At 66.0% G+C, this 12,865-nt stretch carries 13 protein-coding genes; 4 read left to right on the plus strand and 9 right to left on the minus strand.

What is annotated here, in order from left to right; all coding sequences use genetic code 11:
• Positions 1–95 precede the first annotated feature (95 nt).
• Positions 96–1,559, plus strand: coding sequence for a CCA tRNA nucleotidyltransferase (locus ABW18_RS12090; protein WP_049699210.1), 1,464 nt, complete (start codon positions 96–98; stop codon positions 1,557–1,559).
• Between the two features lie 16 nt (positions 1,560–1,575).
• On the opposite strand, the gene ABW18_RS12095 is transcribed toward ABW18_RS12090, so the two are convergent.
• Positions 1,576–2,508 (minus strand): diacylglycerol/lipid kinase family protein, encoded by a 933-nt coding sequence (locus ABW18_RS12095; protein WP_049699211.1) that lies wholly within the window; start codon positions 2,506–2,508, stop codon positions 1,576–1,578.
• A 143-nt stretch (positions 2,509–2,651) separates the two neighbouring features.
• A complete protein-coding gene (locus ABW18_RS12100; protein ID WP_049699212.1) occupies positions 2,652–3,743 on the minus strand; it encodes an aminotransferase class V-fold PLP-dependent enzyme in 1,092 nt (363 codons plus the stop codon).
• 103 nt (positions 3,744–3,846) lie between these two features.
• Here ABW18_RS12100 and ABW18_RS12105 point away from each other — a divergent pair, with 103 nt between their 5' ends.
• The gene (locus ABW18_RS12105) at positions 3,847–4,395 is read left to right on the plus strand and encodes a hypothetical protein (protein ID WP_049699213.1); all 549 of its coding nucleotides are present in this window, start codon (positions 3,847–3,849) and stop codon (positions 4,393–4,395) included.
• Here the strand turns inward: ABW18_RS12105 and ABW18_RS12110 are convergent.
• Positions 4,284–5,756: an MFS transporter gene (locus tag ABW18_RS12110; protein WP_414651989.1), complete on the minus strand. Its 1,473-nt coding sequence runs from the start codon at positions 5,754–5,756 to the stop codon at positions 4,284–4,286. The genes ABW18_RS12105 and ABW18_RS12110 overlap by 112 nt on opposite strands.
• A 37-nt stretch (positions 5,757–5,793) precedes the next feature.
• On the opposite strand from ABW18_RS12110, the gene ABW18_RS12115 reads away from it, so the two are divergent.
• On the plus strand, positions 5,794–6,459 hold the full coding sequence (locus ABW18_RS12115; RefSeq protein ID WP_049699214.1) for a YqgE/AlgH family protein: 666 nt from the start codon (positions 5,794–5,796) through the stop codon (positions 6,457–6,459).
• A gap of 179 nt (positions 6,460–6,638) precedes the next feature.
• Here ABW18_RS12115 and ABW18_RS12120 read toward each other — a convergent pair whose 3' ends face one another.
• From ABW18_RS12120 to ABW18_RS22440, 4 genes are all read right to left on the minus strand, one after another.
• Positions 6,639–8,576, minus strand: a complete 1,938-nt coding sequence (locus ABW18_RS12120; protein WP_053117458.1) for an HNH endonuclease signature motif containing protein — start codon at positions 8,574–8,576, stop codon at positions 6,639–6,641.
• 135 nt (positions 8,577–8,711) lie between these two features.
• Positions 8,712–9,365, minus strand: coding sequence for a DsbA family protein (locus ABW18_RS12125; protein WP_049699215.1), 654 nt, complete (start codon positions 9,363–9,365; stop codon positions 8,712–8,714).
• Positions 9,366–9,411: 46 nt separating this feature from the next.
• Positions 9,412–10,200, minus strand: a complete 789-nt coding sequence (locus ABW18_RS12130) for a cation efflux transmembrane domain-containing protein (protein WP_082938084.1) — start codon at positions 10,198–10,200, stop codon at positions 9,412–9,414.
• Entirely contained in the window at positions 10,200–10,535 is a 336-nt protein-coding gene (locus ABW18_RS22440) for an ArsR/SmtB family transcription factor (protein WP_082938083.1), read from the minus strand. Before ABW18_RS22440 ends, ABW18_RS12130 begins: the two co-directional genes overlap by 1 nt.
• Positions 10,536–10,632: 97 nt before the next feature.
• Here ABW18_RS22440 and ABW18_RS22445 point away from each other — a divergent pair, with 97 nt between their 5' ends.
• Entirely contained in the window at positions 10,633–11,433 is an 801-nt protein-coding gene (locus ABW18_RS22445) for a DedA family protein (RefSeq protein WP_235434362.1), read from the plus strand.
• Here ABW18_RS22445 and ABW18_RS12140 read toward each other — a convergent pair.
• Both ABW18_RS12140 and ABW18_RS12145 read right to left on the minus strand, forming a co-directional pair.
• Positions 11,317–12,303 carry a bile acid:sodium symporter family protein gene (locus ABW18_RS12140; protein ID WP_049699217.1) on the minus strand — a complete coding sequence of 329 codons (987 nt, stop codon included), beginning with the start codon at positions 12,301–12,303 and terminating at the stop codon, positions 11,317–11,319. The genes ABW18_RS22445 and ABW18_RS12140 overlap by 117 nt on opposite strands.
• A 3-nt stretch (positions 12,304–12,306) precedes the next feature.
• On the minus strand, positions 12,307–12,855 hold the full coding sequence (locus ABW18_RS12145) for an SdpI family protein (protein WP_049699218.1): 549 nt from the start codon (positions 12,853–12,855) through the stop codon (positions 12,307–12,309).
• Positions 12,856–12,865: the final 10 nt, after the last annotated feature.

Below are 12,865 nucleotides of genomic sequence, written 5' to 3' on the forward strand. Positions count from 1 at the left end.
GCCGTGGGTGCGCCGCGAACGGAACCGCTCAGAAGGGGGTTCGGCGCGGGTGCCGGGATGTTTCTGCGGTGCCCACGACGGTAGGCTGGCGTGCCGTGACCGACCCGACCGCATCGAACGCACGCATCGAGCGCCGCACCAGGCTTCTCGCGGCCGCCGCGGTCACCCTCCAGGGGCTTTCCGACGTTCTGGCGCCGCTCGGTGAGCGCTTCGCGACAGCCGATCACGAGTTGTACCTGGTAGGCGGTTCGGTGCGAGACGCGGTGCTCGGGCGCCTCGGCAACGACCTCGATTTCACCACCGACGCCCGCCCCGACGAGATCACCCGCCTGCTGACCGGATGGGTCGACGCGATCTGGGACACCGGCATCGAGTTCGGCACGATCTCGGCACGCAAGGGCGACGTGATGATCGAGATCACGACGTTCCGCGCCGATCAGTACGACCGCGTCGGGCGAAATCCAGAGGTCACCTTCGGCGATTCACTCGAAGCCGACCTCGTGCGCCGCGATTTCACGATGAACGCCATGGCCGTCGCGATCGGCCCGACCGGGCCAGCGGAGTTCCACGACCCGCTCGACGGAATGACAGCCCTACTCGCCGGAATCATCGATACCCCTGCGACGCCTCAGGAGTCGTTCAACGACGATCCGCTGCGCATGCTTCGCGCGGTGCGGTTCGTCTCGCAGCTCGGGTTCCGGCTCGCGCCGCGCGTGTTCGACGCGATCACCGCGATGGCCGACGAGATCAACCGCATCACCGCTGAGCGGGTGCGGGCCGAACTCGACAAACTCATCCTCGGCGAGCACCCGATCGAGGCGATCGACGTTCTGGTCGAGACCGGACTCGCCGACCGCGTGCTCCCCGAGATACCGGGCATGCAGCTCACCATCGACGAACATCACCAGCACAAGGACGTCTATCAGCACTCGTTGACCGTCCTGAAGCAGGCGATCGACCTCGAGCAGGGCGACCCCGACCTCATCCTGCGCTGGGCCGCGCTGCTGCACGACATCGGCAAACCCGCCACCCGACGACACGAGCCCGACGGCGGCGTGAGCTTCCACCACCACGAGGTGGTCGGCGCGAAGATGGTGCGAAAGCGTATGCGCGCCTTGAAGTATCCGAAGGCCGTCGTCGAAGACGTGGCGACCCTGGTGTTCTTGCACCTGCGGTTTCACGGCTACGGAGAGGGTCGGTGGACCGATTCGGCTGTCCGACGCTACGTCACCGACGCCGGTCCGCTGCTCGATCGACTCAACAAGCTTGTGCGCGCCGACTGCACCACCCGTAACAAGCGTCGGGCTCGGCGGCTGCAGGAGAACTACGACAGCCTCGAGGAGCGGATCACCGCGCTGGCAGCCGCAGAGGACCTCGAACGGGTGCGCCCCGACCTCGACGGCAACGCGATCATGGAGATCCTGCAGATCCCTGCCGGACCGGTCGTCGGACAGGCGTGGCGGTATCTGAAGGAATTGCGCCTCGACCGCGGCCCGCTGTCGCACGAGGAGGCCGTCGCGGCGCTTCGCGAGTGGTGGGCCGAGCGCGGCGAGGGTTAGCCGACTGGCCTGCCACTCAGTGCGGTGCGTACACGTCGATGGCGCCCGGGATGATGTCGAAGACGGTCGGCAGTGAGCCGACGATGTCGCCGTCGAGTGACACGTCGGCAGGTGGGTCGCAGTATAGGTCCACCTCGCGACCCTGCATGTCTTTGAACAGCGGATTCTTTTCGACGCGGCTGTAGAGCACCTGGGCGAGACCGCGCAGCAGCGACAGTCGCGGCAGGTGCCGGGGGTGGGAACCCATCACGATGTCGAAGACACCGTCGTCGGCGCTGGCGTGGGGTGCGATCCGCATCCCGGCGCCGTACGTCGGACCGTTGGCGATGGCGGTGAATGCGGCGTCGGTCTCGACCTCGACGTCGTCGACACGCACTTGATAGTGGTGTCGATTTAGCTTGGGAAGTTGTCGCAGCGCGGCCAGGGCGAAGAGCGCGCGCCCGCTCGGCCAGGACAGATCCCGGGCGCGTTCGGCGACGGCCGCGTCGAATCCCGTCGCGGCGATGGTGCAGAACAGGTCGACGGTGCCGTCGGAGAAGGAAGCGCGACCGAGGTCGATGCGCCGCGTGTTGCCGTCGAGGACGATCGCGACAGCACGTGCGACGTCGTCGAGCGGAATGTCGAGCATGCGCGCGGCGTCGTTTCCGCTGCCTGCGGGGATGATTCCGAGCGGCAACCGATTGCTGTGAACTGCGCGGAGCACTGTCTGAACGGTTCCGTCGCCACCGACGACGACGATGGCGTCGGCTCCTCGTTCGGCCGCCTTGGCGGCGAGCTGTGCGCTCTGTTCGCGTGTGTCGGCGGTCAGAACTTCGTGGCTGACGCCCCGGCCGCGCAGCACGGCTGTTGCGGCACCGAGGACGCGTTGTCCGGCGCCGTGACCCGACGTCGGGTTGGCGACGATCGCGAGGTGACCGACCGCGCTCTTACTCTCTGGGCTCGCAGACATCGAGGATCAGTCTGTCACATTGGCTCTCGGCAAAGGGGCAGGTCACACTGGTGGGTCGCCAGACCAAGTTGAACGTTTTAGGCAAGCGCCTGGCGGCGTGAGCGGGTCTAATTGGCGCTTTAGTAGCCCCCGCGCGGAGCGCGCTAGTAGCCCATCGTGCGCAGGGCGTCGGCGAGGCGGTCGAGCTGCTCGCGTGTGACGTCGAGGTGTGGGCTGATCCGGAGGACCGACGTGTCGCCCGCGAGGGGGGCACGCCAGGAGTCGGCGGCGGTCACCAGCAGGCCGAGTTCGAAGAGTTTGTCGCGCGCTTGGTGGACGTCGGCGTTCTGGAATCCGGGAGGTGGGGCAAGGGTGACGATGGCCGACGGTTCGTCGACCGGTTCGAGCACCTGCCAACTGCCGATCCCGTCGAGCCGCTCGCGGGTGGTGCGGCCGATCGTTGCGAGTTCGCGGAAGACCCGCTGCTGACCGGTCTGGAGCACCTCGGACACTGCGACGCCGAGGCCGAGCATGCCCGCGATGAACGACTGCGACGGGTCGACCTCGACAGGTCGCAGCGAATCACGGCGCACAGCGAGGAATCCGACGCCGCGCGGACCGGTCAGCCATTTGCGGCTGGTGCCATAGACGACGTCGGCGCCGGTGACTGTCGGTACGTGTCCGACGGCCTGCGCCATGTCGGCGACGACGGGCACGCCCACCTGATGAGCGACCTCGACGATCCGCGCCACAGGCTGCACTGCACCCGACATCGAGCCGACGTGGCAGATGTGGATGAAGTCGGGCTGCTCGAATTGCAGCATGTTCTCCAGCGCGTCGGTGTCGACGTGGCCGTAGACGTCACCGTCGGGAAGCGGCCGGACGGCGTAGCCGCGGCGCTCGAACTCGACGAGGTTGGGTCCGAACTCGTTCTTGGCAACCCAGACCGTCGACGCCATGGGCAGACTCCACGAGGTCAGCAGCGTGCGTAGTGCGGCACGCGCGCTCTCGCGGTAGGTGAGCTCGTCGGGGGTGTGACCGAGGAGTTGGGCGATGTCGCGCTTGTCCCTGGCGATCTCTTCCGCGCGGTCGTCTGCTGCGACGTACGAACCGCGTTCGGCCTCACGCCACAGATGCGCTGACACTGTCCCGATGACGGCGTTCGACGAACGTCCCGCCGACGCGGCATCCAGATGTGTGATCGCCGGCTCGAGACGAGCGCGGTGGAATTGCTCTCCCAGCTCGCTCACATACATGCACAAAACGTACCGTGCTCACAAAACGCACCGTGCTGCGTCCTGGGGAATCTTGGGGAGTCCGTAACGGAACCAACCCGCCCCGCTGAACGTCTGATGACGCGTGGATCCCTTGATCGAGTACGTGTTCGGCCCCGGCGATGGCACGTTGAGCCGTTGGTCGAGCGCTGCCGACCTCGACCTCGACGCCGACGGCACCCTCGACGCGGTCAGCATCGACTTCGACGGTGACGGACGTGCAGACGACGCCCTATGGGATGTCGACGGCGACGGCCACGCCGACGTCGCAGCACTCGACATCGACGACGACGGCCGACCCGAGCGCCAGTACCGCGACTCAGGACGCGGCTTGTGGGATGTCGCGGTGGGGCAGGGCGTCACCGCAGGTCAGGGCGAGGCAACCGAGCCGACGCCGCGCGCCGGGCGTCAACCCTCGACTCAGCGGCTCGACCTCGACGGAGACGGCAGAGTCGACGCCGAGGTCGTCGATACCGAGGTCGCTGATCCCGGGGCGGGAGGCTCGGGAGCCGAGCGTCGGCTCTATGTGGATTCCGACGGTGACGGCGATTTCGACACCGTGCTCGTCGACTCCGACGGCGACGGGATCGCCGACGCGGCCTTCGGTGCCGATGCGCCCGAGTTCGGCAGATGAGAGTCCGAGTGCTTCTCCTGCTCACGCTCGTGGCGGGCGTGCTCGGCTGCGTGGTGGCTCGCGCCGACCAGCTCGTCGCGTCCCGGGTGCACGAACCGCACGGCGGCGATTCCGACCAGGTAGATCACCACGGCAACCACGACGAGTGCCGGCGTCCGGCCGTCGGGCGCAATCGTGGTGGCGGCGATTGCGATCGCAGCGACGTAGGCGATGTTGAACACCGCGTCCTGGACCGAGAACACCTGGCCTCGCACGGCGTCGTCGATATCGACCTGCATCGAGACGTCTCCGCACAGTTTCGCGACCTGACCGATGAGTCCCAACACCACCGCGGAGATGCAGAAGACCACGAACGAGAAGGAGAGCAGCGAAAGTTCTGCGACGGCCCCGACTGTCAGTGCGGTGATCAGCGTCGCCTTGCGGCCGAATCGATCCACAGCGACAGGCGTAATGAATGCCGCAGCCAATGCGCCCGCTGCGGTGCAGCCGACGACGGCACCGACACGGTCGAGGCCATCCCCGGATCCCGAATGGCGCGCGAGAACCAGCAGCATCAGCGTGTTGATACCGAACACCACGCGATGTGCCCCGATCGCCGAGAGTGCGGCGGCCACCGGTTTGCAGCGTGCGACGGCGATCGCGCCGTGCTGCAGACCAACGGCAACGGCGTGCACAGCCGAGCGGCCGGGATCGTCGGGGTGATCGGGACCGAGTTGCAGTCGCGGAAATCCCCGTGCGAGGTACGCCGCGAGGATGGCCATCACCACGGCCGCGATCATCGTGATCGCGCTGCCCGTGTTGTCCGATCCGGCGAGCAGGCGCACCCCCATCGCGAGGACAGCACCCACCGAGAGCATGAACCCGCCGAGCGTCGTGAACAGCGCGTTGGTCGCGACGATGACATCTTGCGACGCGACATGGGGGAGTCCGGCGGACAGACCGGATGCCACGAAGCGGCTGGCGCCGGTCACTGCGAGTGCACCGACGAGCACAACCGTGTCGGGGGTTCCCGTGGCGATTGCGATTGCGACGAAAGCGATCATCAGACCGCGAATCAGGTTGGCGTACAACAAGACAGCTCGACGGTCCCAGTGGTCGAGGAGCGCTCCGGCGAAAGGACCGATGACCGAGTACGGGAGCAGCAGCACTGCCATGCCACCTGCGACGGCGAGCGGATCGGCGTGACGTTCGGGATTGAACAACACTCCACCGACCAGCGCTGCTTGAAACACGCCATCGGTCAGTTGGCTGGCGAGGCGCACGGAGAGCAGCCGTCCGAGTCCAGGAGAACTGCGTAACGAGTCGAGAAAATCGCGCCACGCGCCACGCACAGATCGGCCGTCGCGCGCAGTGGAGCTCACCAATCAAGAGTACCGACCTGCACGCATAAGGCATGCGATGATAATCACTGTGGGTGGTGACAACGCGGACGATTTCTCACCCGAGAACTCCGACGAAGCCGAGGGTGGCGGTATGCCTGATGCCCGCGACATGGAGTCGGCCAACAGCGTGCGGGCGGGTACTTTGCTTCTCGCTTCGACCGACCTGACCGAACCCACATTCGCGCGTTCGGTCATCTACATCATCGAACACAACGACGGCGGCAGCCTCGGCGTGATTCTCAACCGGATGAGCCAGACCGCAGTCCACAACATCCTTCCGCAGTGGACTGATCTCGCCGCGTCGCCGCAGGCGCTGTTCATCGGAGGGCCGGTGAAGCAAGACGCAGCGTTGTGCCTGGGAGTCACGAAACACGGCGTCGACATCGAGGGAATCGAAGGGCTTCGTCCGGTCGACGGCCGAGTGGTACTCGTCGACCTCGACGCCGACCAAGAACTTCTCGCCGAGTTTTTCGAGGGCGTCCGCATCTTTGCCGGATACGCGGGTTGGGGGATAGGCCAGCTCGACGCGGAGCTCGCCCAGGACAGTTGGCTGCTCGCCTCGGCGCTTCCGCGTGACCTACTCGCACCGCCGACCGTCGACGTGTGGGCCGATGTCCTGCGACGCCAGCCCTGGCCCATGCCGCTCCTCGCGACCTTTCCGATCGACGTCGACCAGAACTGACGATCCCGCCGCCCCGCCGAGATCCCCGGCCGAGATCCAATGTCGGCCTACCGTTCTGAGCAGCGCCCAATCACATCTACCCAACCACGTCTGCCCCGCCACCGTGGTGGTGGCGGGGTGTAGACGGGTTGCGGCACAACGAGATTCGACGTTGCGGCCTGGATGCGGTGGCGCGGTGGTCAGGCTGCGTCGGCCAGCGGTGGGCCGAGGCTGTCTGGCGGGTCGACGCCGCCGAGCCGGTTGGGGCCGTCTGGTGGGGCTGGACCTGTTGGCGCTTCCGGGTCTGTGGGCGGCTCGGGGTCGAGTTCGAGTGGCCTGGGGAGGTTCCATCGGATGTCGACCCGCCTGCCGAGAGGCCGAGTATCAGCGGAAGGCATCCCATCCGCCAGCGCGAGTTCGACGCCGGTGAGCGTCTGACATGCCACCTGCCTGCTCGGCGGGTCCGGCACCGAGGACGGCGACACCATCCAGGCGCCCACTGCGTCAGCGACCACCATCCGGCCGCTGGCCGTGTCTGTGACGTTCTCGGCGCCCACTCTGCTGGAGGCTCGCGCGCCGATCTCGGTGACCTTCGCGTCTGTACCTGACCCGGTGGCGCGTGCCGCGGCTGCGGCTTGGTTGCTGGCGTGTTCAGCGGCGAGGTAGTCGCGGAAATCGGCTTTAACGTCGGCGATCCGGTTGATGCGTTCCGGATTCTCCGGCATACCCGGCTTGGCGTTCAATCGCCACGCAACACGTCCGGCGTAGGGGCCGTCGGTGATCATGCGGGTCGTGAACTGCCCAGGCTTCGGGCCAACCCTGCGGTTGTGCACATCACAGGCGGGAACCAACTGGTCGATATCGGTGAGTCCGCCGTCGGCCCAGTCTTTGGCGGCGTGATGCATCTGCACTCTGCTCGCGGGCTGGTTACAGCCCGGTGCCGAACACATCTTTCCGCCGGGTGAGGCGAACGAGGCGAGTCGTTGTCCGAGTGACGCGATCCGTTTCGACCGACCCAAATAGAGCGGGATGCTGGTGTGGTCACCGAACACCGCCAAATACTGACTCGCGCCACTCGCTGCGGCCATCTCGATCACGTCGTGGATGGGCAGGAGTGTTCCGGATGTGGTTTGTGCGATTCCCGCCTGCTCTTCGAGTTCCTGCAGGCTGGTGGTGACGATCACCTGAATCGGCAACCCCCGATGAGTGTTACCCAACATCCCTGACTCGAGTACCTGCCCAAGTAGGGCAGAGAAGGCGTCGTGGTTGCGTTGCGCTGGCGAGCGTTCATCACGCAGCGCCGCGGCCGCGACCTGGTCAGCATTCGCGGTGGTGATCGGCCCGACCGGCGACTCCGGATCGTCCGGGTTGTTCATGCCCGGTTTGGCCCACGCATCCAACACTGTGTCGAGCCGTGCGCGGGCGGTCGGATCGAGATCGGCGGTCAACCGCGACATGAGTTGCGCGTTCTGTCGGTTCACCCACAGGCGGCGTCGACGTTTACGGTCCTTCGCGGTGGTCAGCGTCCCGTCCGGATCGAGGTGCGCCAACAATCGTGAACCCAAATTGGTGATTTCAGCGGGCGTGAATTGGACCGCGTAGCTGGCCATCTGTGCTTCGGCGGCAGCTTTCGTCTCGGCCGACACTTCACCGGGGATTGCCTCCAGCACCTCCAACACCGCCCGGACATGGGCGCCCGCGACCCGACCCTCGACCACATAGCCGGCCAACGTGGGACACGACGGCGGTAGTCGGTCGCCGCAGATCGTGGTGAACGAGCCGGTCGCGGCGATCACCCGATGCCGCGCCGCGGGGTCACCGATATGCAGACCATGCCCCATGAAGTTACGAATATCGCGGAAACCCAACGCGCGGGGCAGGTCGCGGTCGGAGGCTTCCACAATCAAGCGATCCGTCACCGCACCCGCAGTCCGCAACGCTAACCGTTCGGCCTCAGCAGTGGCTTCCACCAGCGCCGCGTCCGATACCAACGACACATCGACGGCAGCCAACTCATCCAACACCCCAGCAAGCCGCGACAGCTTCTCCGCCACCACCGCATCCGCCGACCCCACCGCAGCAGTGGCCAAAGCCGAAGGCGCGCCACCGGCCCCAACGTCATTGCTGTTGCTGTTCACGTGCCGCCACCCCCGCCCCACGTCATGTCGAATATGTGTTCTACATTACCCGACAATACCGACAGCGTCGAGGAATTCTCGAACAATGTTTCGACCTTGTGGACAAGCGTTTCGCGGAGTCCCGGTTGACGTCGATCACGCAGACGCTGCCTCATTCACGGCGGCGGTGAGTTCGTCGATTGTGGACGGTTGGAGCCGCTTCCCGTCGAGGAAGAACGTGGGAGTGCCTTGTACGCCCAGGGACAGGCCGTCGGCGACGTCGGCGCGGATTCGTTCGAGCGTGGCGGGGCTGTTGTAGGCGGTGTCGAAGGCTGCCATGTCGAGGCCGAGGTCAACGGCGAAGGTACGGAACAGGTCGTCGGCGGGGACTTGCTGTTCACCCCACTGGGATTGGGTGGCGAACATGCGCTGGTACATCTGCTCGAACCGACCCTGCTGGGCTGCGGCTTCGACTGCACGAGCAGCGCGTTCGGCGTTGAAATGTCCAGGCATCGGGAAGTAGCGGACGACGAAGGTGACGCGGTCGCCATAGGCTCGCCGCAGGTCCTCGATGATCGGGTAGACGGCGCCGCAGGCTTCGCACTCGAAGTCGAGGAATTCCACGAACTGCGCCCGGCTCTGCTCGGGCGAGGACAGGCGGTGACTGTCGGGGCGTACAACGAGATCAGACACTTCGGCAGTATCAGCCGGAGTCGGGGACGTGGCGTCGTCGATGGCAAAAACGGCAACACCGATGCCGACGAAGATGGCAGCGAGTACCGCCCAGGCGATCTTGATCGGTTTGCTCACGCGTTCAACTCCGAGGCGATGTCGTAGGGGAGTGGCATCGGTCTGATCAGGCCGACTGCGACGCGTCGGGTGTGGCCCTCGGGGTAGCGCCCTGGCCCGTCACCTCCGTGCTGCAGCAGTCGCACCCAGCGGGCTCGCCGGCGCGCTGGCCGATGCTGGGCGCACAGCACGTGTCGCCCTTCCATGCGTTGATGCCCTCGCGGACCGCGATCGCGGCGATGACAAGAGCGGCGATCGGGTCAGCCCACGACCATCCGAGCAGGCTGTTGAGAAGTAACCCGAGCAACAGTACTGCCGAGAGGTACGTGCACAGCAAAGTCTGTTTGGAGTCGGCCACCGCGCTCAGCGAGCCGAGTTCACGGCCGGCGCGACGTTCCGCCCACGACAAAAGCGGCATGATCAGCAAACTGACTGCCGCCAAGACAATCCCTATCGACGAGTGACGCGCCTCGCCACCAGTACCGAGGAGGGAACGGAGCGAGTCCACGCTCACGTAGGCCGCCAGGGCGAAGAACGAGAACGCGATGATCCGTAACGCGACCTTCTCGCGCCGTTCCGGATCCGAACCCGCAAACTGCCAGGCAACCGCGGCTGCCGACGACACTTCGATGACCGAATCCAGGCCGAAGCCGATCAAGGCCGTCGAGGACACACGCGTGCCCTCGCCGATCGCGATCACAGCTTCGACGACGTTGTAGGCGATGGTCGCCGCGACGAACCACCGAATCCGACGCTGTAGCAACTCCCGACGGGCAACACTCAGCGCCGGCCGACTCGCATCGGGGAGACCCACCGACGGCCGACCCACCGACGGGAGACCCAGCTCTTCGGCCATCAGCAGCAACCATGCTCGTCGGAGGTTGGACAACACGTCGGATCGACCGCGAGAACCAATCCGAGCAAGTCGTCCAAGGCGTGGGCAATCCGGCCGTCGGTCAGCTCGTACCGAGTGCGGCGACCTTCGGGTACCGCAACAACAAGCCCGCATCCCCGCAGGCAAGCAAGATGGTTCGACAAGACCTGGCGTGACACCCCGATCGCCTCGGCCAACTCCGCGGGATACGCGCCACCATTCCGCAGTCGCAGCAGCACCTGCGTACGCGTCGAGTCTGACAACGCGTATCCGAACCTCGTCAGCGCATCGCGTTGACTCGCCGCCACAGTCTCCATGAATACAGACGGTACATCCATTTCTGTATTCACGACAAGCTGAACCCTTTCAGAGCCAGGCCGCCGGGATCGCCGTCGCGCAGCACCCTCGACGACCGTGGAGTCAGCCCCCGAGTTCTCCAAGCCGCCGCGTCGTCGAGTCGGAGCTGCGGCTAACGTCGGGCAGGTGCACTCACTCGCCGACTGGCTGATCGACCTGATCAGGTCGGTTCCGGTGTGGGCGGTCTACCTGATCGCCGGCGGCGTCGTGTTTCTGGAAACCGCGGTCATCTTCGCGGGTCTGATCATGCCCAGCGAGGCACTCCTCCTTGCGGCGGGCGTGGCTGCAGGCGTGGGCAATACCAACCTCGGCGTTCTGATCACGGTGGCCTGTGTGTGCGCGATCGCGGGCGATGCGGTCGGATTCTGGTTCGGAAGAGTGGGCGGCCCGCGCCTGATGGAATCGCCCCTCGGGCGACGGTTCGGCGAACAGCGATGGGAACGGACGAGCGCGCGGCTCAATCAATCCGGAATGTTGATGGTCGCCGCGAGTCGCTGGGTCGGTTACGTCCGCACGCTCATGCCGAGGGTCGCGGGGATGACCGGGATGCAGTTCGTGCGGTTCGGCCTCGCCGACATCGTCGGGGCCGTCAGTTGGGTGACCGCCGTGCTGCTCGCCGGGTACTTCGCAGGCGCAGTCCTAGGTGCGACGATCCTGCTCTACGTCGTGATCGGGTTGGTGTGCTGCGCGGCTGTCTATGTGCTCGTCGTGTTCATCCGGCGTCGACTCGCCGCGCGGGCGTCAGCGGGCGTCTACGGCGTCGTGACTGCGGCTGTAGCGGGTGGCCAACCAGGAGCAGAGAATGAGCTGGATCTGGTGAAAGATCATGAGCGGCAACACGATCAGCCCGACGACTGAGCCGCCGAACAGCACCGTGGCCATCGGTAAGCCGGTGGCGAGGCTCTTCTTGGTACCGCAGAACTGAATCGCGATGGCGTCGGCGCGGCTGAATCCCAGTCGCCGCGCGCTCCACCAGGTGAGTGCGAGCATCACGATGACCAACACCGCAGCGATCACCGCGACCGCCACCACCTGCCACGCACTCACGATCGACCAGATCCCGTTGCGGACGCCCTCGCTGAATGCCGCGTAGACGACGAGCACGATCGACGCTCGGTCGACGAACTTGGTCGGCTCGGCGTATCGCTTGAGGAACGGCGCGACCAGTGGTCTGCAGAGCTGGCCAGCGATGAACGGAACCAAGATCTGCAGCAGGATCTGGATGACCGACGACGCCGAGATGTGCACCCCATTCGTACCGCTCATCAGGGCCACCACCAGCAGTGGAGTCAACACAACACCGATGAGGTTCGACGCCGAGGCGCTCACGATCGCCCCTGGGACGTTGCCGCGGGCGATCGAGGTGAACGCGATCGACGACTGCACCGTCGACGGCACCAGCGTCAGGTACAGCAGGCCGGTGTAGAGGTCGTGACCGATCAGCGGTTCGACGAGGGGCCGTATAGCCAGGCCGACGAGTGGGAACACCAGGAACGTGAACGCCAGAATCGTCAGGTGCAGCCGCCAATGTGCCAGCCCGTTGAGCGCTTCACGCGGATGCAGGCGCGCGCCGTAGAGGAAGAACAGGAATCCGATGGCGATCGTGACCGCCCAGTCGAGAACCTCGGCAAAGGTCCCGCGCGCCGGGAAGAACGCGGCCACGACGACCGCAGCGAGAATCGCCAGAACGAAGCCGTCGATCGGAGACCGGGCGAGGAGTCGGCGCACGTCCTATTGAATGGGTGCGCGGTCGGGCTGTGCCGGTGCCGTACCGCTCGACGAATCGTCAGTGCTGCACATGCCGCGCAGCGTGCACGACGCGCAACTATCGGTGCCGCAGTCGGCGGCCGCGCTGGTCTGCTCAGGTTCCGCGGCATGTGCGTCGTCGACGCTGCCGTGATCCGACGAGCAGCAACTGCAGCCCGCATCATCAGCCGGGGCGACGGCGTCGGCCGCGCGCACCGCGTAACCGCTCACAGCGCCGACGATCAGAACACCAGCAACAAGCGCGACTAGTCCGAACACCACCGACCAGCCGCTGTCGACGGCGAGCGTCAGCGCGCCACCGGCGAACAAGATGAGCGCCGCGCCCAGTGTTCCGGGGGCCGCGATGCGGTTGGCCAGCGTGAACACCTCGGCCGAGGCCATCGTCGAATCGGTGCGGACTCCGAAGTATCGGTTGCGCGGGAGTCGGCCGATCAGGCCCGCCACTCCGACCACCAGCCACACCAGGGCCAGCACAAAGACGCATACCGAGACGACGATCGACACCACACTCACCCGACCACCA

Origin of the sequence: Gordonia jacobaea (assembly GCF_001186365.1) — a bacterium.
In the GTDB taxonomy this organism is placed as follows: Bacteria; Actinomycetota; Actinomycetes; order Mycobacteriales; family Mycobacteriaceae; genus Gordonia; species Gordonia jacobaea.